General features: G+C 65.0%; 6 protein-coding genes. 3 read left to right on the top strand and 3 right to left on the bottom strand.

Annotation, left to right across the window (positions count from 1 at the left end; all coding sequences use genetic code 11):
* Nucleotides 1-16 precede the first annotated feature (16 nt).
* The 3 genes from pvdO to LU682_RS09020 all read left to right on the top strand — a co-directional run bounded on the left by pvdO (nucleotide 17) and on the right by LU682_RS09020 (nucleotide 5,140).
* Complete coding sequence (pvdO, locus tag LU682_RS09030) at nucleotides 17-922, top strand: dihydropyoverdine dehydrogenase (protein ID WP_010954970.1); 906 nt, start codon at nucleotides 17-19, stop codon at nucleotides 920-922.
* 34 nt (nucleotides 923-956) lie between these two features.
* The gene (locus tag LU682_RS09025) at nucleotides 957-2,615 is read left to right on the top strand and encodes a cyclic peptide export ABC transporter (protein ID WP_010954971.1); all 1,659 of its coding nucleotides are present in this window, start codon (nucleotides 957-959) and stop codon (nucleotides 2,613-2,615) included.
* 86 nt (nucleotides 2,616-2,701) lie between these two features.
* Entirely contained in the window at nucleotides 2,702-5,140 is a 2,439-nt protein-coding gene (locus tag LU682_RS09020) for a TonB-dependent siderophore receptor (RefSeq protein WP_010954972.1), read from the top strand.
* Nucleotides 5,141-5,208: 68 nt separating this feature from the next.
* On the opposite strand, the gene LU682_RS09015 is transcribed toward LU682_RS09020, so the two are convergent.
* The 3 genes from LU682_RS09015 to LU682_RS09005 form a co-directional block, all read right to left on the bottom strand.
* A complete protein-coding gene (locus LU682_RS09015; protein WP_010954973.1) occupies nucleotides 5,209-6,165 on the bottom strand; it encodes an alpha/beta hydrolase in 957 nt (318 codons plus the stop codon).
* A gap of 42 nt (nucleotides 6,166-6,207) precedes the next feature.
* Nucleotides 6,208-16,620, bottom strand: a complete 10,413-nt coding sequence (locus tag LU682_RS09010; RefSeq protein ID WP_060489304.1) for a non-ribosomal peptide synthetase — start codon at nucleotides 16,618-16,620, stop codon at nucleotides 6,208-6,210.
* A gap of 160 nt (nucleotides 16,621-16,780) precedes the next feature.
* A complete protein-coding gene (locus tag LU682_RS09005; RefSeq protein WP_232885706.1) occupies nucleotides 16,781-24,667 on the bottom strand; it encodes a non-ribosomal peptide synthetase in 7,887 nt (2,628 codons plus the stop codon).

The following is a 24,667-nucleotide window of genomic DNA, read 5'->3' as shown; positions in this document are numbered from 1 at the left end:
TGACGGAATCTACTTCATGTCCGATGATGCACGCCTCACCTCATCCCCCCGGTTCACGCCTCGCTTGCGCCACTTGTGCTGCCTGGCCGTGCTTGGTCTGGGCGCCGCCAGTGCCCAGGCCGCCAGCCAGCCCACCCCAGGCGAAGTCTTCCGCGACTGCAAGGCGGCCTGCCCGGAAATGGTGGTGCTGCCCGCCGGCAGCTTCGTGATGGGTACGCCCGAGGATGAGCCCGGGCGCGAGGGCGATGAGGGTCCACAGCACACCGTGACCTTTGCCAAACCATTCGCCATCAGCCGCTACCATGTCACCGCAGGCGAACTGGATGCCTATATCCGCGAGAGCGGGGTAAAGATCGCCGACGGCGACACCCGCCCAGGGCGCTTCTGCGCCGCCAGCAAGCCGACCTACAAACAGGGCCCGCGCCAGCCTGCCGTGTGCGTGAGCTGGTTCGATGTCGAGCAATACGCCAAGTGGCTGTCGAAAAAAACCGGCCACACCTATCGCATGATCAGCGAAGCCGAGCGCGAATATGCCGCGCGCGCCGGTTCAACCGGCCCGTTCCCCTTCCCCTTCGATAACGGCGACGCCTCCAGGTACAGCATCGCCCAGCACGCCAACACCTACGGCCCCACCGACGGTTACTCGTACACCGCCCCGGTCGGCAGCTACCCGGCCAATGCCTTCGGTGTCTACGACATGCACGGCAACGTGTATGAGTGGACGGCCGACTGCTGGCACGACGGCTACGACGGTGCGCCGAGCGATGGCAGCGTCTGGTCCGGCGGCGACTGCAGTGTGCGAGTGATGCGTGGCAACGACTGGGGCGAAGCCCCGGTGTTCTCGCGCTCCGGCAACCGCAACAACCGCGCACCCGATGTGCGCGGCGATTTCCTCGGCTTCCGGGTCGCTCGCGAACTCTGATGGCCCCTAACCACGCGTGATTCGGGAGACACCCATGACCAGTAAACCACGTGGCGCCGTCAGCGAACTGTTCGGCCTGCTCAAACCCTTCTGGCCCCTGGTGACGGTTTCGATCATCCTGGGCATGGTCGGTGGCCTCAGTGTCACCGCCCTGCTGGCGACCATCAACTCGGCCCTGCACAGCGACACCGGCCTGACTCAAGGCGTGGTCCTGGGTTTTGCCGGGCTGTGCCTGCTGGCGCTGTTCAGCTCGATCTGCTCGGACATGGGCACCAACTGGGTCGGCCAGCACATCATCGCGCGCCTGCGCCGTGAGCTGGGCGAGAAGGTGCTGGCAGCGCCGATCGACCAGATCGAACGCTACCGCAGCCATCGCCTCATCCCCGTGCTGACCCATGACGTCGACACCATCAGCGACTTCGCCTTCGTCTTCGCGCCCCTGGCCGTTTCGCTCACCGTCACCGTGGGCTGCCTGGGCTATCTGGCGCACCTGTCGATACCGATGTTCCTGGTGATCCTGGTGGCCATCGGCATCGGCTCGGTCATGCAGTTCGTTGCCCGCTCGTGGGGTGTGCGCGGCTTCGAAAGCGCCCGAGAAGCCGAGGATGAACTGCAAAAGCATTACAGCGCGATCGCCGAAGGTGCCAAGGAACTGCGCATTCACCGCCCACGCCGCAAACGCATGTTCCAGCACGGCATCCAGGACACCGCCAACCGTATTTGCGCCACCCAGGTACGCTCGATCAACACCTTCGTAATCGCCAAGACCCTGGGCTCGATGCTGTTCTTCGTGGTCATCGCCGTGGCCCTGGCCATGCAGTCGCTGTGGCCCACAGGCGACAAGAGCGTCACCAGCGGTTTCGTGCTGGTGCTGCTGTACATGAAAGGCCCGCTGGAACACCTGATCAGCACCCTGCCGATCATCAGCAAGGCCCAGATCGCCTTCCGCCGCATCGCCGAACTGTCACGCCAGTTCTCATCGCCCGAGCCGCACTTGCTGCTGGATGACACCCGCGCCGCCGACAAGGCCCTGCACACCCTGCAGCTGCAGGACGTCAGCTACACCTTCCCCCGCGTGGAAGGCAGTGAGCCGTTTCATCTGGGTCCGGTGAACCTGAGCATCAAGCAAGGCGACATCGTGTTCATCGTCGGCGAAAACGGTTGCGGCAAGACCACCCTTATCAAGCTGCTGCTCGGCCTATACGCACCTCAGCAAGGCACGATCAGCCTCGACGGCAAGCCGGTGACGGCCGAAAACCGTGACGACTACCGGCAGCTGTTCACCACCATCTTCGCCGACTACTACCTGTTCGACGATGTCATCCAGGGTGACCGGCCAGTACCTGCCGACGCCAGTCGCTACCTGGAGCGCCTGGAGATCGCTCACAAGGTCAGCATCCGTGACGGCGTGTTCAGCACCACCGACCTGTCCACTGGCCAACGCAAGCGCCTGGCGCTAGTGAGCGCCTGGCTGGAGGAGCGCCCGGTGCTGGTGTTCGACGAATGGGCCGCCGACCAGGATCCGACGTTCCGGCGAATTTTCTACACAGAGCTGCTGCCGGACCTCAAGCGCCTGGGCAAGACCATCATCGTGATAAGCCACGACGACCGCTACTTCGACGTCGCCGACCAGCTCATCCACATGGCGGCAGGCAAGGTCCAACAGGAGAACCGCGTCGCAGATTGCATTTAATTTTTCCGGTTTTGGCCGATGAGTGCGTCCCAATCAATAACAAGAATTAATACTATTAACATCTGACACTCAAGGGCTTTGAAAAAATGCCAACACAACGTCTTCGCCCCCACGCTCTGGCGCTGGTCATTCGCCGCTCGTTGCGCCTTGCAGCGCCAATGGCCGTCGGCCTGGCGGGCCTGCCGGCGATCGCCCAGGCCCAACAGGTCCAGTTCAACGTGCCGGCCCAGCCGCTGGCCAGCGCCTTGTTGGCCTTCGGCTCGCAATCGAACCTGCAGGTGCTCTATAGCCCACAGGACGTGGAAGGCAAGCGCAGCAGCGCACTGACCGGTGCAATGGAGCCCGCCGCGGCCCTGTCGCGGCTGCTGCAGGGTACCGGTGTGAGCTACCAGATCCAAGGCAACCAAGTCACCATCCACACCCGGGAGGGGGGCGCTGCGGTGGAACTTGGGGCAACCAACATCGATGGTAAGGGTTTGGGGCAAACCACCGAGAACACCGGTTCCTATACCACCGGCAGCATGCAGACCGCGACCAAACTGCCACTGACCCTGCGCGAAACCCCGCAGGCCGTCACCGTGATCACCCGCCAGCGCATGGACGACCAGTCGATGCGTAGCCTCGACGACGTGGTCCAGGCCACTCCTGGTCTGCGCATGTCGGCCGCGCGCCCGGCCAACAGCGAGTACTTTTCCCGCGGCTTTCCCATCAACAACCTGATGTTCGATGGCCTGCCCACCACCTACAACGCCGACTGGGTCGCCGCGGCCGACATGGCGCCCTACGACCGCGTCGAGATCGTGCGGGGCGCCACCGGCATGATGCAAGGTGCCGGCAACCCGTCGGCAGCCATCAACATGGTGCGCAAACGCCCTACCAAGGATTTCCAGGGCAGCGTCACCGGCTCGGCCGGCAGCTGGGACAATTACCGCGGCGAACTCGATCTCAGCGGCCCACTGAATGACAACGGCAGCGTCCGTGGCCGCTTCGTCGGCGCCTACAACGACAAGGACAGCTACCAGGATTACGCCGGTCGCGAACGCGGCCTGTTCTACGGCATCACCGAGTTCGACCTGACCGACGACACCACACTGACCGTTGGCGCGTCGAACCAGAACGACAACAACAACATCAACTGGGGTGGCCTGCCGGTCAACCGCGATGGCAGCCATGTGGGCTACTCGCGTTCGCGCAATATGGGCTACGACTGGAGCTACCAGGACATCGATAACACTACGGTGTTCGCCGAGGTCGATCACCGCTTCGACAACGACTGGCGCCTGCACCTGGCGGCGTCCAAGAACTGGTCGGACTTCGCCATGCAAGGCGCCGTGTTCGAGCGCACCGGTTCGGCAACCAACGAAGGGTTCCGCCAGCGCGTGTTCAACCAGCGCCGCGACTACGACCAGTCGACCTACGACGTCTATGCCAATGGCCCGTTCCAGCTGTTCGACCGCCAGCATGAACTGGTGGTGGGCGCGAGCAAGCGCGAAGTCAAGACCAGCGCCCACGGCGGCACCGTGTTCATCCCGGTCGACAGCCTCTTCAGCGTCAACCCCAGTGGCATCGACAAGCCGAATGTCGATGATATCTACAACCTGAGCGAGCACGTCGAGCAGGAAGGGGCGTACGTCACCACCCGCCTGAACATCGCCGACCCGCTGAAGGTCATCCTGGGTGCACGCCTGGACTGGTACGACAACAAGTCGGTGTACAGCGAAATCAACGACGGCTACTACACCAACAGCGATTACAAGGTCACCCGCAACGTCACCCGCTACGCCGGAGTGATCTACGACCTGGACGACCACCACTCGGTCTACGCCAGCTACACCGATATCTTCATGCCGCAATCGGAACTGGCGCGTGACCGCTCCATCATCCGCCCAATCGAAGGCAAGAACTACGAGATCGGCATCAAGGGCGAGTACTTCGACGGCGCACTCAACGCCAGCGCGGCGATCTTCCAGATCGACCAGGAAAACCGCGCCGCAGAAGCTTCTAACCAGGAAGGTTGCGTCGACATCACCTGCTACGAAGCCTCGGGCAAGGTACGCACCCACGGTATCGACCTGGAGTTGATGGGCGCACTGACCCCCAACTGGCAAGTCGGCGCAGGCTACACCTACTCGCAAACCAAGTACCGCAAGGATGCCGACAAGAACAAGGAAGGCACCAAGTTCGACACCGACCTGCCAGAACACCTGTTCAAGCTGAGCACCACCTACACCTTGCCGGGCGAGCTGAACCAGTGGCGCGTGGGCGGTAACGTGTATGGCCAGAGCAGCATCTTCAACAAAGGCAGCAACAGCTTCGGCAACTACCACATCGATCAAGGTGCATACGCGGTAGTGGGCCTGATGGTCGGCTACAAGGTCAACAAGAACCTCGACACTCGCCTGAACCTCAACAACGTATTCGACAAGAAGTACTACCAGGGCATTGCCAGCAACAACTCCTGGAGCCCGTACGACGTGTATGGTGACCCACGCAACTTCACCATCACCGCCAAGTACAGCTTCTGATCGCCTGACGTTGAACGCAAAAAACCGCACCCAGGTGCGGTTTTTTCATGGATGCCTGAAAGGCTCCCTTACAGATGCTGCTGCAGTGCCTCGACCACCATCGCCAGGCCTTCATCGGCCTCCTCGATGATCGAACCCATACGCATGAAGTCATGGGTCACTCCCGGGATCACCGCAAGCTGCACCGCCACCCCGGCTTGCTCCAAGTGCCGTGCATAAGCGACACCCTGGTCATGCAGCGGGTCGCACTCGGCAATCAGCATCAGTGCAGGTGCACTGTTGCTGGCGACGCTGCCCAGCAACGGTGAAAAACGCGGATCGTGACGGTCTGCCGGCACCGTGGCGTATTGCTGGTAGAACCACTCCAGGGTCTGCGCTTCAAGCAGGTAACCGCTGCCATAGCGCTGCACCGAAGGCCGCCGGCAACTGGCATCGGTCACCGGGTAGATCATTACCTGCAGGCGCGGTGCCGGCAGCTCGCGCTGCGCAGCCAACTGGTTGGCCAGAATGGTAGCCAGGCTACCACCGACACTGTCGCCCACCACCGCCAGTCGCTGCGCATCGATGCCCAGCGCCTCGGCCTGCTCGACCAACCAGCGCCAGGCATCCAGGGCATCGTCACTGGCTGTCGGGAAACGCCACTGCGGCGCCAGCCGGTAGCCCACGGCAATCACCGGCACCCCGGCATCCTGCGCCAGGTTCCAGCACAGCGTGTCATGCGAATCGAGGCTGCCCACCACGTAGCCGCCGCCATGCAGGTACAGCAGCGCCGCGCCGGCCAGTGCAGGGTCGGCCTGCGGCGGGCGGTACAAGCGCACCGGCAAGGTATGGCCATCGCGGGTGGTCAACGAAAGGTCGCTGATGCAGTCCGGCTCGTCGGCCTTGCCCGCAATCAGCGCCGAGGACTCTTCGAACTGGCGGCGCGCCTCGTCCGCCGCCAGGGCATGCATGGGCAGCACCTTGCCGGCGCTGCGTCCGGCCTCCACCAGTTGCAGGTAGGCCGCCAGGTCAGGGTTCAGGGACATCGTTCGATTCTCCAGAGGGGCCGCGCTGGCGGCCCCGAAAGCTCATGAAAGTTCAATGAAGCAGGCGTGCGTGAGGTTGGGTTCGAGCAGCGCTTGTACGTCGTCGAGCAGGGTGGCCTCATGCGGCACCTGGAAGTGCCCACAGGCCAGCAGCCGCGCAGTGTCCAGGGCCTGGCCAAGCTGCGCGGCCAAGGCTTCGCGCTCATCGTCACGGCCCGCTACCCACCAACTGTGCGGTACCACCTGCACGGGCTGGCACGTGTGCAGCTCACGCGACAGGCGCTTGAGGCTGCGCGCAGTGATGAACACCTGGGTCAGTTCATCGACGCCCAACCCCGTCGCCCCCTGCCTGTTGCCCAGTGCCTGCGTGATCAGCGCCCGCGCACTCCCCTCGCCTTCCGGCAGCGCCACATCACGCTTCACGGGCTGCGCCGAGGGTACGGTGGCCTGCAACAGCTCGTTCAAATCGTCCAGCCAATGATCGACTTGCAGGTGGGTTTGCGTGCTGGGCACGAAGCTGTCCAGCAGCGCGAGCAACTCCACGCGCTCACCCTGCCCTTCCAGCACCGCCGCCATCAGTGACGCCAAGGTGCCGCCGAGCGACCAGCCCAGCAAGCGGTACGGGCCATGCGGCTGCTGTTCACGCAGGCAGGCAACGTAGTCGCTGGCCATGCTCTGCAGCGACGCTTCCTGCCAGGCACCGTCGAGCAGCTGCCGCGCCTGGATGCCGATGACCTGGCAGCGTCCATTCAAGCGCCTGGCCAGCGGTTCGTAATCGAACACCGTGCCAAACCCGGCATGCACGCAGAACATCGGTGCCTGGCCAGCCACAGGGGCGTTGAGCGACAACAGCGGGCTGTGCTTGCCCGCCACGGCGGTCAGCTCGGCGATGGTCGACTTCTGGATCAGGTCACGCAGGCGCAGGGTAAAGCCGATTTTTTTCAGCCCACGGGCCTTGGCCACCACCTGCATGCTGAGGATCGAATCGCCGCCCAGCTCGAAGAAGTTGTCGGTGATACCGACCTGCTCAACCTTGAGCACGTCCTGCCAGATGCGCGCGATGGCCAGCTCCAGTTCATTGCGCGGTGCCACATGTTCACGCAACGCCTGCATCGCAGGCAGCGCGTTGCGATCGAGCTTGCCGTTGGGGCTAAGCGGCATCCGCTCCAAAACCATCAGCTGCGCCGGCACCATGTACTCGGGCAGTTCTTGCTTGAGCCGCTCGCGCAATTGCTCGGCAATGCCTTGAGCGTGTCCCTCGGCCAAGGTCACATAGCCGAACAGCTGTTTGCCGCTGGGGCCGTCGCGCACCACCACCGCCGCCTGGCGTACCGGGTCCATGTCGGCCAGGCGCGCCTCGATTTCGCCCAGTTCGATGCGGAAACCGCGAACCTTGACCTGATTGTCCAGGCGCCCGAGGTAATCGAAGGTGCCGTCCTCCCGCTGGCGCACCAGGTCACCGGTACGGTACAGGCGCCCACCCGGGTTGCCTGGGTCGGCGACAAAGCGTTCGGCGGTAAGCCCCGGGCGGTTCAGGTAGCCGCGGGCCACGCCGGTACCGCCCAGGTAGAGTTCTCCCGCCACACCGGGCGGCAGTGGGTTCAGGTCAACGTCCATGACATAGGCGCTACGCTGCCCTACCAACGTACCTATTGGCGCATAGACCGCGCCGCAAGGCTGCTGTGGCGCGGCTTTCCAGATCGTCGGGGTAACCACGGTTTCGGTCGGCCCATAGCCATTGATGATGTACTGCGGCTGCAAGTAGGCATGCGCCTGTTCATAGCTGGCCTGCGGCACCGCATCACCGCCGAAGCAATAGATGCGCATCGGCGGTGGGTTGCCGTGCTCGCGTACCTGCTCGATCAATTGCTGCAAGTACACCGGCGGGAACGCTGCGACGCTCACGCCATGGCGATGCAGTGCCTGGCAGGTCTGCTCCGGGGTCCACAGCTCATCGCCGCGCAGCAGCACACTGCCGCCGTGGGTCAATGCGGTGAGCCAACGCTCGTGGGCGCCGTCAAAGGCAAACGACATGAACAACAGCTCGCAGTCGGCGGGGGTCATCTCATAGCGCTCACCAATAGCCTGGCAGTGCATCGCCAGCGCGTCATGGCTGACCACCACGCCTTTGGGCTTGCCGGTGGAGCCGGAGGTGTAGATGACGTAGGCCAGGTTCTCACCCTGCAGCGTTACCTGGGGTGCATGGCCTGGCCACTGCGTGGGGTCGAAACTGTCCAGGTTCAAGGCATGCACGTTGGCCAATTTCGGCAGGCCCGCCAGGGCCGCGGTCTGCGACACCAGCAGCGCGACGCCGGAGTCTTCCATCAGGTAACTCAGGCGCTCGGCGGGGTACGCCGTGTCGATCGGCACATAGGCTGCGCCAGCCTTGAGCACCGCCAGCAGGGCGACGATCATCTGTGGGGTACGTTGCAAGGCGACGCCCACCCGCACTTCAGGACCCACGCCTTCGGCAATCAGAGCATGTGCCAAGCAATTGGCGGCGCGGTCGAGTTCGGCGAAGCTCAGGGTTTGCCCATCGACCTTGACCGCCACGGCATCACCTTGCTGCTGCGCCCATTGCGCGATGCGCTCGTGGACCAGCAGCGGCGCCTGTTGCGCTGGAGGCGTCAGCGCACGCAGGGGCGCGCCGGGCAGCAGCCCGAGGTTGCCCAGGCGCGCCTGGCCGTCCAGCGACAGCGCCTGCAGCAGCGCCTCCATGTTGGCGCGAATGCCCGCCACCGCTTCCTCGCTGAAGCACTGGCGCAGGTACATGTACTCGATGATCAACTGGTCTTCGACGATGACCATCAGGTCCATCGGGAAGTCGGTCAGGCCGGAGCCACCGACATCGCCGAATTGCAGGCTGTCGTCCTTCCACTCGCGCAGGGTGCGGTCCAGAGGCTGGTTCTCGAACACGATGATGCTGTCGAACAGTGGTTGGCCACTGCGCCCGGCCCAGCGCTGGATTTCGCCCAGTGCGGTGTACTCGTGGTCACGCAGCTCCAGATTGATGCGCTGCAACTGCTGCAGCCACTGCCCGACCTGCGCCTGCGGGTCGACCTCATGAATCACCGGCAGGGTGTTGATGAACAGGCCCAGCATGCTCTGCACACCCGGCAAGGCGGCCGGGCGCCCCGCCACCGTGGCGCCAAAGCTGACACTGCGCTGGCCGCTGTAGCGGCTGAGCAGCAACAACCAGGCGCCCTGCACCACGGTGTTGAGGGTGATGCGCTGGGATTGTGCGAAGGCCTTGAACGTCTCGGTCTGCGCGACACTGAAACGGCTGTAGAGGGCCTGGTGGCCGCTGCCGCGCTCACCGCTGGCGAAGGCATCGGCCAGGTAGGTCGGCTCCTGCAGGCTGGCCAGCTGCTGCTTCCAGAACGTTTCGCTGTGGCGCGGATCCTGCTGGCGCAGCCAGCCGATGTAGTTGCGGTAAGGCACCACGCTGTCGAGCGTCTGCCCCGAATAACAGGCCAGGACTTCGCCCATCAACTGCGACGTACTCCAGCCATCGAGCAAGATATGGTGGTAGGTCCAGATCAGTTGATGGCGCTGATCGTCCAGGCGCACCAGCAGCATGCGCTGCAGCGGCGGCCTGGCCAGGTCGAAGCCGCGTTCACGCTCTTCGTTGGCCAGTGCCTCCAGCGCCTGCGCGCAATCGCCACGACCGCGCCAGTCCAGCTCACGCAATGGCAGTGGCAACTGCCCCATCACGTACTGCAATGGCTCATCCAGGTCTTGCCAAAGGAAGCCGGTGCGCAATACGTCGTGGCGCGCCACCACCGTTTCCCAGGCTTGGCGCAGGCGCTCGGCAACCAGGCCCTGTACCGGTACGCTCAACTGGTTGATGTACAGCTGGTCTTCAGGGCGGCCGTTGAGGCTCAGGAACAGCATGCCCTGCTGCATGGGCGACAGGCTGTAAAGGCCATCGACCCCAGCATGCTCCAGGGGCAATGCCTGCACCTGTTGCTCAGTCAGGCTGTGCAGGGCAACCGACTGCTGCTCGACCATCTGCCATTGGCCTACCCGAGCCGCCAGCTGCTCAATGGTCTGCAACAGAAACAGGTCGCGCGGGGCAATGTCCAGCCCCAGTTGCCGGGCCTGGCTGACCACCTGGATGGCGATGATCGAATCGCCTCCCAGGGCAAAGAAGTTGTCCTGCATACCGACTTGGGGCAGGTTCAGCACCGTCTCCCAGATCGACGCCAGTTGCTGCTCCAGCGCCGTGCGCGGAGCGACATACACCTGCCTGGCGGCGTTGAAATCCGGTGCCGGCAAGAGGTTGCGCGCCAACTTGCCGTTGGCGGTGACCGGCAAGTTGGCGAGCAGCATCAGGTGCGCCGGCACCATGTAATCGGGCAAGCCCTGACCGAGGAAATGCGCCAGTTGCTCACGCAGTCGCTGGCCCGCCTCGCTGCCCGGCTCGGCCTGCTCGGCAGCCATCGGCACCACATAGCCCACCAGTTGCTTGCCGCTCGGGCCGTCCTGGGCCAGCACCACTGCCTCGCGCACTTGGGCGTGCTCGGCCAGTCGTGCTTCGATCTCACCCAGCTCGATACGCAGGCCGCGAATTTTTACCTGGTGGTCGATACGCCCGGCGTAATCGATCACACCGTCCGGGCGATAGCGCGCCAGGTCGCCAGTGCGGTACAGACGACCGCCCTGCTCATCGAACGGATCGGGCACGAAGCGTTCAGCCGTCAGTGCCGGGCGACCGTGGTAGCCCCGCGCCAGGCCAATGCCGGCCAGGTACAGCTCCCCATTGACGCCGCGCGCAGCGGGCAGCAGGTCGGGTTCGAGGATGTGGGTGCGCAGGTTGTCGATCGGTTGGCCGATCGGCACGCTGAAGCCCTGCTTGTCGCCGCAGGTCCAGTGGGTCACGTCGATGGCGGCCTCGGTCGGGCCGTACAGGTTGTACAACCCGGCATGAGGCAAGCGCTCGCGGCACTGTTGGGCCAATACGGCCGGCAGCGCTTCGCCACTGCACACCACGCGGCGAACGCTGCGGCACTGCTCGACCTCGGCGCTGGCCATGAAGGCCTGCAGCATCGAAGGCACGAAGTGCAGGGTGCTGACCTGGTGGTCGATGATGGTCTGGCACAGGCGCTGCGGGTCGCGGTGATCGCCGGGCAAGGCCACGGCCAGGCGCGCGCCGGTCATCAGCGGCCAGAAGAACTCCCACACCGACACATCGAAGCTGAACGGGGTTTTCTGCAGCACCGTGTCGCTGGCATCCAGGCCATAGGCGCCTTGCATCCACTGCAGGCGGTTGAGCAGCGCCTCGTGGGTGTTGCCCGCGCCCTTGGGCCGCCCTGTGGAACCGGAGGTGTAGATCACATAGGCCAGGTTGGCGAGGCGAACGTCCACCTCAGGGGCGGTGTCGGCATAGCCGGCCAGCCACTGCGCGTCCTGGTCCAGGCACAGGATACGTACCGCTGCCGGCACCGGCAGGCGCTCGGCCAATGCTTGCTGGCTGAGCAGCAGGCCGATGCCGCTGTCCTCGATCATGTAGGCCAGGCGGTCGCTCGGGTAATCCGGGTCCAGCGGTACATAGGCGCCCCCGGCCTTGAGCACGGCCATCAGGCCTATCACCAGTTCCAGGCTTCTTTCCACCGCCACGCCAACCAGCACTTCCGGGCCGACACCTTGCTCACGCAGTTTGTTCGCCAGGCGGTTGGCACGCTGATCCAGTTCGGTGTAGCTAAGGGTGGCATCGGCGAAAATCAACGCCGGCGCCTGCGGATGACGCTGGGCCTGATCCTCGAACAATTGATGCACCAGGCGCGCCTGCGGGTAGGCCACTGCGGTCGCGTTCCAGTCATGCAGCATGCACTGCTGCTCGAGATCATCCAGCATCGGCAGTTGCGCGACCACCTGGTTGGCGTCGCGACTGATGGCCTGGAGCAGATTGCGCCAGTGCCGGGCCATTTGCTCGATGGTCTGGCGGTCGTACAGTTCGGTGGCGAAGGTAAAAGCTGCCGTCATGCCGTCAGCGTGCTCGGCGGTATCCAGCGCCAGGTCGAACTGGGTGCTGTGCACCTGCCAGTCGACGGCCTCGATCTGCAGCCCCGGCACTTCCCGTGGCGCGCCTTTGGCCTCGGCCTGGTGGTTGAACATCACCTGGAACAGCGGGTTTTGGTTGAGGATGCGGTCCGGTTTCAAGGCGGCGACCAACTGTTCGAACGGCAGGTCCTGATGGGCCTGGGCATCCAGCGCGGTCTGGCGCACCTGGCGCAGCAGCTCGACGAAACGCAGGCGCAGGTGAAACTCGGCCTTGTGCACCTGGGTATTGACGAAGAAGCCCACCACCCCTTCGGTTTCGCCGCGCGTGCGATTGGCCACCGGCACGCCCACGCGGATGTCCGGCTGAGTCGAGTAACGATGAAGCAGGGTCTGGAAGCTGGCCAGCAGCAACATGAACAGGGTGACGCCCTGGGCCTGGGCCTGCCGCCTGAGTGCCTGCACCAGCGGCGCGTCCAGCGCCAGGCTCAACTGGCCGCCAGCGCGGCTTGGCTGCGCCGGGCGCGGGTAGTCGGTCGGCAATTCCAGCACCGGCTGTTCACCGCCCAACTGTGCTTCCCAGTAGGCCAGCTGCCGCGCTTGCTCGCCCGCCTCCAGCCATTGGCGCTGCCAAGCCGCGTAGTCGGCGTATTGCACCGCCAGCGCGGGCAGTTCGACGGCCTGCCCATGACGATAGCCCTGGTACAGCGCCACGAGCTCGTTGACCAGCACCGCCATCGACCAGCCATCGGTGATGATGTGGTGCAGGTTCATCACCAGCACATGCGCCTGGGCCTCAAGGCGCAAAAGGTCAACGCGGATCAGTGGGCCGTTGACCAGGTCGAAGGGTTCACGGGCCAACTGCTCGACCGTGGCCTGCAATTCGACAGCATCGACATCCGCCTGGCGCAGGCATGCACCCTGCGCCTCGGGGGCGTGAATCACCTGGCGCGCTTCGCCGTCGACCTGGACGAAAGTGGTGCGCAGGCTTTCGTGGCGTGCCACCAAGGCCTGGAAGGCCTGCTGCAGCGCCGCCACATCCAGCGCCCCGCGCAAGTGCAGGGCCGACGCGATGTTGTAGGCGGCGCTGTGCGGCTCCAGTTGCCACAGTACCCATTGACGTTGCTGGGCATACGACAGCGCCAGGGGCTCTCCCCGTGGCACCACAGCGATGGCCGGCAGCTGCGCACCCGTCGTGGCAGCCGCCACCCGCTCGGCGAAGCCCGCCAGGTCCTGGGCCTCGAAGACACTGCGCAGCGGCACTTCCAGCGCCAGTTGCTGGCGCACGCGGCCAATCATCTGCGACGCGAGCAAGGAATGGCCACCCAGTTCGAAGAAGCTGTCGCTCAAGCCAACCTGCCCGACCTTCAGCACATCGGCCCAGATCGCCGCCAGCGCTTGCTGCAGCGGGCTGGTCGGCGCCTGGTACGGGCGCTGGGCGGCGGCAAGGTCAGGCGCCGGCAGCGCCTTGCGGTCGAGCTTGCCGTTGGGGGTCAGCGGCATGCGTGGAATGAACACCAGGTGGGTCGGCACCATGTAGTCCGGCATCGACTTCAATGCGTGGGCCTTGAGTGCCAGGCGCAGGGTTTCCTGAACCTCGGCATCAGCCTGCAGCAGGCTGGCATCGTACGGCACGATATAGCCTGCCAGCTGCTTGCCCAGCGGCCCGTCGACGTCGATCACGGCCACTTCGCGCACCGCACCGAAGCCCTGCAGGCTGGCCTCGATCTCGCCCAACTCGATGCGGAAACCGCGAATCTTCAACTGGTGGTCGATGCGCCCCATGTACTCCAGCACACCATCGTCGCGGTAGCGCACCAGGTCGCCGGTGCGATACAGCCGGCCGTGGCCGTGCGGGTTGGGGATGAAGCGCTCGGCGGTCAGCCCTGGGCGCTTCAGGTAACCGCGCGCCAGGCCATCGCCGCCAATGAACAGTTCGCCGCTCACGCCCACCGGCACCGCGTCGAACTGGGCGTCGAGGACGTGGAAAGTGGTATTGCCGATCGGCTTGCCCAACCACACCTGGCGGCTGTCGGTGACCTTCTCGATACCCGACCAGATGGTGGTTTCGGTCGGTCCGTAGAGGTTCCAAACATGCCCTGCCTGGTCGATCAGGCGCTGGGCCAGCTCGCTGCTCAAGGCCTCGCCGCCGCTGATTACCCGCTTGCCACGCAGGGCCTGGGGCGGGGCGTTGTCCAGCAGCATGCGCCAGGTCGACGGTGTCGCCTGGATCACGCTCACCGCCTGTTGCTCGATCACCCGCAGCAAGGCGAAGGGGTCTTTGTTCTGCTGGTCGGCCAGTAGCACCACGCTGGCCCCGTGCAGCAACGGAAGGTACAGCTCCAGGCCGGCGATATCGAAGGACAGAGAGGTCAGCGCCAGTACCCGGTCGCTGGCCGCGATACCCGGTTGGACGGCCATGCTGGTGAGGAAGTTGACCAGGGCACCGTGGCGCACCGTGACGCCTTTGGGCCGGCCGGTGGAGCCTGAGGTGTAGATGACATAGGCGGGATGATCGGCATCGACGTCAAGCGGCAAGTCTTCTGCGGCAGCCGAGGCGTAGCACGCGGTATCAGTGTCCAGGCACAGGCTGGCGACCGTGGCCGGCACCTGCAGCCTTGCCAGCACAGCCTGCTCGGTCAGCAGCAACCCCAGGCCGCTGTCCTCGATCATGTAGGCCAGGCGCTCGGCCGGGTAGTCCGGGTCGAGCGGCACGTAAGCGCCCCCTGCCTTGAAGATCGCCAGCAGGCCCACCAGCATGCGCGGCCCGCGCGGCATCGCCACACCCACCAGCACTTCAGGGCCGACGCCACGCTCGCGCAGGGCGTGGGCCAACTGGTTGGCCTGGCGGTTGAGTTCGGCGTAGCTCAAGGTCTGCTCGCCAAAACGCAGCGCCACGGCATCGGGCGTGCGACACACCTGCTGTTCGAACAGGCGATAGACGCCGAGCTTGGTGGGATAGGCCATCTGCGTCTGATTCCACTGGCCGAGGATGCGCTCGCGCTCGTCGTGCTCCAGCAACGCCAGCTCCAGCACACGCTTGCGCGGGTCCTGGCAGGCCTGAATCAGCAGGTTACGCCAGTGCCGCGCCATCTGTTCGATGCGCGAGACATCGAAGAGGTCAGTGGCATAGGTCAATGACGCGAACAGTCCATCGGCGTGCTCACGGGTGTCCAAAGTCAGGTCGAACTGAGTGGTGCGGCTGTCCCACTCCAGCCCACGCACCTGCAAGCCACTGAGCTGGGCATGGGCGTCGCTGGCAGCTTGCGCCTGGTGGTTGAACATCACCTGGAACAGCGGACTGTGGCTCATGCTGCGCTCCGGTTGAAGCGCCTCCACCAGCTGTTCGAACGGTAAGTCCTGGTGCGCCTGGGCCTGCAACGCGGTTTCCTTGACCTGTTGCAGCACATCGATGAAGCGGCTGTGCAGCGCGAAGTCGGCCTTGAGTACCTGGGTGTTGACGAAGAAACCGATCAACCCTTGCACTTCACTGCGGTTACGGTTGGCGATCGGTACGCCCACGCGCACCTGGGGCTGGCCGCTGTAGCGGTGCAGCAAGGTCTGGAACGATGCCAGCAACAGCATGAACAAGGTTACACCCTGGGCATTGGCCAACGCCTTGAGCGACTGCAGCAACACGGCATCGATCTCGATGCCCACCCGCGCGCCGCGCCCGCTGGGCGCCACCGGCCGGGAGCGATTGGTCGGCAGGCTGAGCACCGGTTGCTCCCCGCCGAGGGTGTCCTTCCAGTAAGCCAGCTGCCGCGCCTGCTCACCCGCTTCCATCCAGTTGCGCTGCCAGATGGCATAGTCGGCGTATTGCACCGGCAGGGCCGGCAGATTCGGTGCCTGCCCCTGGCTGAGGCGTTCGTAGCACTGTACCAAATCGTTGATCAAGATCGGCATCGACCAGCCGTCAGCGGCAATATGGTGCACGGTCAGCACCAGCACGTGGTCGTCTTCGCCAAGCGGCAGCAGGTTCAGCCGCAACAGCGGCCCTTGTTCAAGATCGAACGGCTTGGCGATGCACGCCTCGACGTGCTCGCGCAAGGCGTCGCTGGTCGCGCTCATGCCGATGAGCGGCTCGATGAGCAACTCGAACGGCATCTGCGGGTGGATGATCTGCACCACGCGGTCGCTGTCTTGTCGCAACGTGGTGCGCAGCACTTCGTGGCGCTGGATCAGCGCCTGGCAGGCACCGCGCAAGCCCTCGATATCCAGCCGCCCCTGCAGCTGCAGCGCCGCACCGATGTTGTAGGCTCCGCTGGCGGGGTCCAGTTGCCAGAGAAACCACTGCCGCTCCTGGGCGTAGGACACCGGGGTCGGGTCGGCCGGGTCGCGGGCGAAGATGCGCGTCACCCCGTAGAGGTTGACACCCTGCTGCTTGAGCAAGGCGGCCAGGGCCTTGCGCTCCCGGGACGACAGTGACTCCACGGAATCGAGCAATGCTTGCACTTGAACATCTCCTACCAGGGCACCGGTCTTTGCCTGCGGAACGTGCCAGCCCGCGACAGGCTCATGATGCTGCCGAACAAATGAAAGAGCCGGACGGCTGCCGGCTCTGGGTGTACTGAAGTTGACGAGCCGGGCCCGGTCATACCGGGCCCGCAGAGCGCTACTGGGTCAACTCGTCGATCTCCTCTGCAGTAAGACGTTTCAAGGCGGCCAAGGATTTAGCCAACTCGTCCTGAATCGACGCGCCCTGCCCTTGCAACACTGCGACGGCCTCGCTGAACGCTCCCAAGGTCGGGTGCTCGAACAACGATCGCAGGCTGACTTCGATGCCCAGTTCGCGGCCCACACGCGCCACCACCTGCACCACCAGCAGCGAGTGCCCACCCAGCTCGAAGAAGTCATCGCCCAGACTGATCCGCTCGACGCCCAGCACCTCGCTCCAGACCTGCGCCAATTGCTGCTGCAACGACGTTTCCGGTGCCTGGTAGCGCTGCTGAGCGGTGCTCGGGTCCGGTGCCGGCAATGCTTTGCGGTCGAGCTTGCCATTGGCAGTCAGCGGCAGGCTGTCGAGCCTCACCCACAGTGCCGGCACCATGTAGCCCGGAAGGCTGGCACGCAGATAGTCGGCCAGCACGCTGCGCATCTCGGCTGCGGCGACCGAGGCATCGCGGGCGACCCAGTAGGCCACCAACTGCTTGCCACCGGCCACCTGCGCATCCACCACCACGGCGCTGTGCACACCTTCATGGGCCAGCAGGCGCGATTCGATTTCGCCCAGTTCTATGCGGTAGCCGCGGATCTTCACCTGGAAGTCGGCGCGCCCCACATACTCCAGGGTCTGCCCATCGGCGCACACGTGCGCCAGGTCGCCACTGCGGTACAGGCGCTCACCCGGGCGGCTGGCGAACGGATCGGGGACAAAGCTCAATGCCGTGCGCACCGGATCCCCAAGGTAACCGCGCCCGACACCTACGCCGGCCACATGCAACTCGCCGGTGGCCCGGGCCGGCATCGGTTCGAGCAGGTCGTTGAGCACATGCAGGCGGTTGTGCTCGGTCGCGGCACCGATCGGCAGGTGCACGGAGCTTGCGTCATCACGCACGCGGTACAGCGCCACGTCGTCGGAACACTCCGCCGGGCCGTAGGCGTTGACCAGTTCGACCTGTGGGTAGCGCTCGCGCCAGCGGCGGGCCAGTGCCGGTGACATGGCTTCGCCGGTGGTGAGCAGGTAACGCAGGCGTGGCAATTGCCGGGCTGGCAGTTCCAGCATGGCCTGGATCATCGCCGGTACGCATTCGAGGATGGTCACGCCCGTGGCCTCGACCTGTTGCAGCAGCGCCTGCGGATCCTGCGCCACGGCGTCGGGGAAGATTTCCACGCGGCAACCACACAGGGCCGCCGTCAGCAATTGCCAGACGCTGATATCAAAGCTCTGCGAGGCCGTCTGGGCGATCACGTCGCTGCCCCGCAGGCCCAAGTACGGTAGCTTGCTCAGCTGGTTGTTGAGCATGCCGGCCTGTTCGACCATGACGCCTTTAGGCACACCGGTCGAACCAGAAGTGAAGATCACGTAGGCCAGCAGCTTGGCGGCATTGATGGGCAGGTGCAGCATCTGTGCCGGCGCGGCGTGTGCCTGCACCTGCTCCCAGACCAACAAGGTCGGCGGCGCTTGGAAGCCTTCGAGCATCGCTTGGGCCAAGCCCAGGCAATGCTCATCGCACACCAGCACCCGCGCCTGGCTCAAGCGCAGCACATCGGCCAGGCGCGCCACCGGCAAGGACGGATCCAGCGAGAGATAACCGGCACCCGCCTGGAACACCCCGACCACCATGCCCAGCAACGACAGGTCACGCTCACCGAGCACAGCGACCAGGTGGTCGACGCTCACACCATTGCCCTGCAGTACACCCGCCAGGCGTCGCGCCCGTTGATCCAGCTCGGCGTAGCTCCATTCACGGCCCTGGCAAGCGGCCGCAGGCAGTTGCCCGGCACGCTGCACAGTGGCGTCGAACAGCCGCGCATAGCCCTGCTCGTAGGCCTCGGGCAGCGCGGTCGGCACCTCCGGGGCACTGCCAGGAAGGGCGGCGGCCACAGCATGGAAGTCCGCGTCCAGCTGCTCGCTCAAGGCCAGCAACAAAGCCCGGAAGTCAGCCAGCAGCACGCTGATGGTCGCGCTGTCGAACAGGCGTTGGTCATACGACAGGTGCAGGCCCAGCACCTCACCCGGGTACACCACCACGGTGAGCGGGTAGTTGGTGTGCGTGCGCGAACTCCCAGCCTTGACCTTCATGGTCGAAGCCTGGGCGCCAACGCTGGACTCCACGGGCGCGTTCTCGAACACGAACAGGCTGTCGAACAGGGCCTGACCGCTACCGACCTCGCTGCACGCCTGGATATCCACCAAAGGCAAGTGCTCGTGCTCGCGCAGGTTGAGGTTGTGGTCAAGCAGTGACTTGAGCCACGCCTTGGCCGTGACGCCGGCTTCGGCGCCCGGCAACCGGACCCGCAGCGGGATGCTGTTGATGAACAGCCCGACGGTAGCCTGCATCTCGGGGAATTCCACCGGCCGACCGGCCACGGTCACCCCGAACACCACGTCACGGTCGCCGCTGTAGCGTTGCAGTAACAGTGCCCAGGCGCCTTGCACCAGGGTGTTGACCGTCAACTGTGCCGCCTGGGCGCGCTGCGCCACCTGCGCGCTTTGCTCGCGGGTCAGGTACACCAGCTCATCGGCCACTGCTGCATGGTTGTGCTCGGCGCTGGCGCTGCGGTCGAACGGCAGCGCGGTCGGCCGCTCGAAACCTTGCAGCTCATTGCGCCAGAAATCACGCGAAGCCTCACGGTCCCATCGCTGCAGCAAGGCGATGAAGTCGCGGTAGCGCGGCGGCGTCGGCAGTTGTACCGGCACACCGGTGGTCAGGCTCTGGTAGACCTTGAAGAACTCATCGACCACGCCCATCCGACACCAGGCATCGAGCAGCACATGGTGGTTGCTGAAGACGAAGCCGAACTGGTCGGCATCCAGCAGGATCAGGCGCAGGCGGAACGGCACTTCCGTGGCCATATCGAAGCCCTGGCGCAGCTCCGCTTCCAGTTCGGCCTGAAGGGCCTGTTCGTACTGATCTTCAGCCAGGTGACGCCAGTCCAGCAGGCGCAATGCCGGCTCGGTGCGGCGATGGACGATCTGCACCATGCGCTCACCCAGGTCCCAGCAAAACGAGGTGCGCAGCACGTCATGGCGCGCAATGACCGCTTTCCAGGCTTCGCTGAACGCGCCGACATCAATGGCGTGGTCGACGCGGTAGCAATACTGCATCAGATAGATGCCCGAACCCGGTTCGAGCAAGGTGTGCATCAGCAGCCCTTCCTGCATCGGCGACAACGGATAGATGTCTTCGATATCGCGCGCGGCCACCGGCAGGCGATCCAGTTGCTGCTGGCTCAGCCCGGCCAGTGGGAAGTCGCTTGGCGTAATGCCTTGCGCCTCAGGTTCCACGCAGTGCTCGATGACCTCGCGCAACGCCTGCTGATACCGGCTGGCGAGTTGCTCGATGGTCGCCTCGTGGAACATGTCGCGGCTGTAGGTCCAGTCCAGGCGCAGCTCACCGTCGTACACTTGGCCATTGACGCTCAACCAGTTACCCAACGGTGAATCCTCGTCCTGGCTACGGCCGGCACTCTCGTTGGCGGGCACGAACAGCGCACCGCCCTGCTCGCTGAAGCTGCCATCGAACTGGCCGAGGTAGTTGAAGGTCACCCGCGGCTGCGGCAACGCAGCCAGGCGCTGGGCGAACGCGGCTTCGCCCAGGTAACGCAGCACGCCGTAACCGATACCTTTGGCCGGGACCTCGGCCAACTGCTGCTTGATGTGTTTGATGCTGGCCGCCACGCTTGGCAGCGGTGTCAGTTGCACCGGGAACAGACTGGTGAACCAGCCAACGGTGCGGCTCAGGTCGAGGTCGTCGAACAGGTCCTCGCGGCCGTGGCCTTCGAGCAGGATACTCACCGACGGTTGGCCGCTCCAGTCACACAAGGCGCGGGCCAACGCCGTCAACAGCAGGTCGTTGACCTGGGTGCGATACGCCGCTGGCGCGACCTTGAGCAGCTTGTGGGTCAAGGCTTTGTCCAGGCGGGTGGTGGCATGCGCCGCCTGGCGCAGGTTGCATTCGCCTTGCGGGTTATCGCAAGGCAGCTCGCCCGCGGGCTGCTGCGCGGCCTGGAGCCAGTAATCACGTTCAGCCTGCAGGTTTTCGCTGCGCGCATAGTCATCAAGCTGTCGCGCCCATTGGCGCAGGGGTGCCGACCTGGACGGCAGGCTCACCGCCTGCCCTAGGCTAGCCTGCTGGTAGGCCGTCTGCAGGTCTTCGAACAGGATGCGCCAAGACACCCCATCCACCACCAGGTGATGCACCGCCAGCAACAGCCGTTGCTGACCATCGGCGAGTTCGAACAATGTCGCCCTGAACAGCTCGCCACGGGCCAGGTCGAGGCTGGCCTGCACCTCGTTGGCGGCGGTTTCTAGCGCTGCAAGGCTGTCCAGAGTGACTACCTGCAGGAGGGCCTGCACCGGTGTCGTACGCGGTGCAGCCTGCCATTTTCCGGCGTGCTCAGTGAATGCCAGGCGCAGCGCCTCATGTTCATCGACCAGCGCCAGCAGCGCCTTGTCCAACGCCTGCGCCTGCAATGTTTGCAGCGGCTTGAGCAGCACCGACTGGTTCCAGTGATGGCGTTGGGCGATGGCGGTGTCGAAGAAGCGCGCCTGGATCGGCAGCAACGGCAGCGGGCCGTCTGCCTCGGGCTGAACCACAGCGGCTTGCGGCTTGTCCTGGATGACCCTGGCCACCTGGGCCAAGGCCGCGACGGTCTGTTTTTCGAACAGTTGCTTGGGGGTCAGCTTGATGCCCTGGCGCTTGGCGCGGGCGATGATCTGCAAACTGAGGATAGAGTCGCCACCGAGCTCGAAGAAGTTATCGGTGCTACCGACCTGTTCCAGCTTGAGCACATCGGCCCAGATCGCCGCCAGCTTTTCCTCGACCTCACCTGCTGGGGCTACGTAAGCCTTGCCGGCCACTTCGGGCTTGGGCAAGGCACGCTTGTCGAGCTTGCCGTTCGCGGTCAGCGGCAGCTGTTCGAGCAACACCAGGTGGGCCGGCACCATGTAGTCCGGCAGTTGGGCCTGCAGTTGCGTCAGCAATGCGCTGGCCGCCACGTCGGGTGCGGTCACGCAATAGCCCACAAGCTGCAGACGTGCAGGGTCGCTCTCCAGTGCCAGCGGCAAGACCACGGCCTCGTGCACGCCCTCCATCCCGCGCAGCACTTCACCGACTTCGCCCGGTTCGACGCGGTAACCACGGATCTTCACCTGATCATCGGCGCGGCCCAGGAATTCCACCTGGCCTTGCGCCAAGCGAGCCCGGTCGCCGGTACGGTAGACCCGCGTGCCATCGCCGTGTGGGTCCGGCACGAAGCGCTCGGCGGTCATGGCGGGCCGGCCGAGGTAGCCTTGAGCAACCCCCTGTCCGCCCAAGTACAGTTCGCCGGCAACCCGCTCGCCCACCGGGTTCAGGCCACTGTCGAGCAGGTACACATGACTGTTGGCCAACGGTTGCCCGACCGGCACGCAGCGCAGGTCCGGTTCGCTCGCGCCAACTTCATGGCTGAGAATGCCCACCGTGGTTTCGGTAGGGCCGTAGTGGTTGACCATGCGGCACAGCGGCTTGAGCTGGCGGACCTTTTCCACCAGCGACCACGGGCTCGCTTCACCGCCGACGATCAACAGCTTGCGCGGCAGCACGCTGGCTGCATCGCTGGCCTGGAGCAAGGCCTGCAGGTGGCTGGGGACAATCTTCAGTACGTCGACCTGATGCTCCGCCATGTAGCTGGCGAAGACGTCCGGATCGAAGGCATGCTCACGCGACATCAGGTGCAGCAGACGGCCGGATGCCAGCGCGCCGAACAGCACGGTGTGCCCCAGGTCCGCCGCCACGGTCGAGACCATCGCCATGCTGGCGTCGGCTGGCAACTGCAGGCGCTGCAGGATGCCCTGCACGTAGTTGGCCAGCATGCCGTGGGCAACGACCACGCCCTTGGGCTGGCCGGTGGAGCCGGAAGTGTAGATGACATAGGCCGGTTGGGCGGCGCAGACCTCGATGGCCAGCGGCGTCGTCGGGCACTGTCGCCAGGCGGCAGCATCGAAAGGCAATACCGGGCACGCGGCGAAACCACCGAGGGCAAGCTTGGGGTCGTGCACCATCAGCACGGCCTGGCTGTCCGTCACCAGTTGAGCCAGGCGCTCGACCGGCTGGGCGCTGTCCAATGGCAGAAAGGCCGCCCCCACCTTGAGCACTGCCAGCAGGCCGGTCACCCATTCGATGGAGCGCTCTTGGCACAAGGCAACCACTGCGCCCGGCTTGACGCCCATTGCCAGCAGGTGGTGCGCCAACTGGTTCGAACGCTGATCGAGCTGGGCATAGCTCAACTGCTCTGCGCCCGCACGCAGCGCGGGGCGCTCGCCGGCATTGGCCAGCGCCCGGCGGAACAGGCTGAGAAAGTCCGTGCAAGGGAAGCTCGCGGGCTCACCGTGCAAAACCGCATCGGCATCACCGACACAGTCCAGCAGCCGGCTGGCAGGTGCCGCGACCATGTCCTGCAACAACGTGTGCAGGGCCGTCACCAGGCGCTCGACGGTGCTGGCCTTGAACAGGTCGGTTGCATAGGTGAAGTACGCCTGGATACCGTCGGCGCCATCGGTGAAGTCGAAGGCCAGGTCGAAACGCGCATCGGCGCCGCTCAACGGGTACTCCTCGACCTGCAGACCGCTGAGGGTCTTGCGCTGCTCGCCGCCGGCAGCTTCACCCGCGACGTTCTGGTTGAGCTTGAACTGGAACAGCGGGTTATGGCTGAGGTTGCGCTCTGGGGCCAGCGCATCGACCAGTTGCTCAAACGGCAGCTCCTGATGCGACTGGGCCTCGGCCACCACCTGGCGGACCTGGGCGAACAGCTCGCTGAAGGTGGCCTGTTCATCCACCTGCACGCGCATGACCTGGGTATTGATGAAGAAACCGATCAGCCCTTCGAGGTCCTTGCGGTTGCGCCCGGCATTGGGCACGCCGATGCGGATGTCGTGCTGGCCACTGTGGCGCGACAGCACCACGGCCAGGGCGCCGAGCAGCACCATGAACAAGGTCTGGCCATTGGCCTGAGCCAGGCTGCGCAACGCGCTGGACAGCGCGGGCGGCAGGTCGGCGCGCACCACCGCGCCCTGGTAGCTGGGCTGCGCAGGGCGTGGGTAGTCCAGCGGCAGGTCGAGCAACGGCTGTTCATCGCCCAGCTGGGTCTGCCAGTAACGCAATTGCCGCTCGCCCTCACCGGCTTCCAGCCAGGCACGTTGCCAGATGGCGTAGTCGGCGTACTGGATCGGCAGCGCTTCAGGGTTCGGCGCCTGCCCGGCCAGCAGTGCGTCATAGAACGACACGAACGTCTGCACCATCAGCTCGCTCGACCAGCCATCGCTGATGATGTGGTGCATGCACACCGTGAGCACGTGTTCGGTGGCACCCACACGCAGCAGCTTGACCCGCAGCAACGGGTCTGCGAACAGGTCGAAGGGGCGACGCAGTTCGTCGCGCACTGCGCCATCGAGGTCGTGCGCCTGGACCTCGACGCACTCCAGGACCACCGGCGACTGCTCCAGCACCTGCTGATAGCACTCCCCTTCGTCCATGACCAGCCGAGTTCGCAGGGTCTCGTGGCGTTGCACCAGCAGCTCCAGGGCACGGGCCATGGCACCGACATCGATCTCGCCCCTGAGCGTCACCGCCATCGGTACGTTATAGAACGCACTGGTCGGTTCCAGTTGCCAGAGGAACATCAGCCGCTGCTGGGCATAGGACAGTGGGATACGCGCCACGTCATGACGGCTGGCGACAATTGGCAGCAGGCGGAAGCTCTGGCCGCCAGCGCTCATTTTTTCGACCACCTGGCGGCGCTGCTCCAGCGGCATTGCTACGAAACGTCTGGCGATGCGTTCTGCGGTTGTCTTGTCCAT

Origin of the sequence: Pseudomonas alloputida, from assembly GCF_021283545.2 — a bacterium.
Classification (GTDB): Bacteria; Pseudomonadota; Gammaproteobacteria; order Pseudomonadales; family Pseudomonadaceae; genus Aquipseudomonas; species Aquipseudomonas alloputida.
The sequence above is the reverse complement of the archived record's forward strand: the minus strand, read 5'-3'. Positions and strand labels throughout refer to the sequence as shown.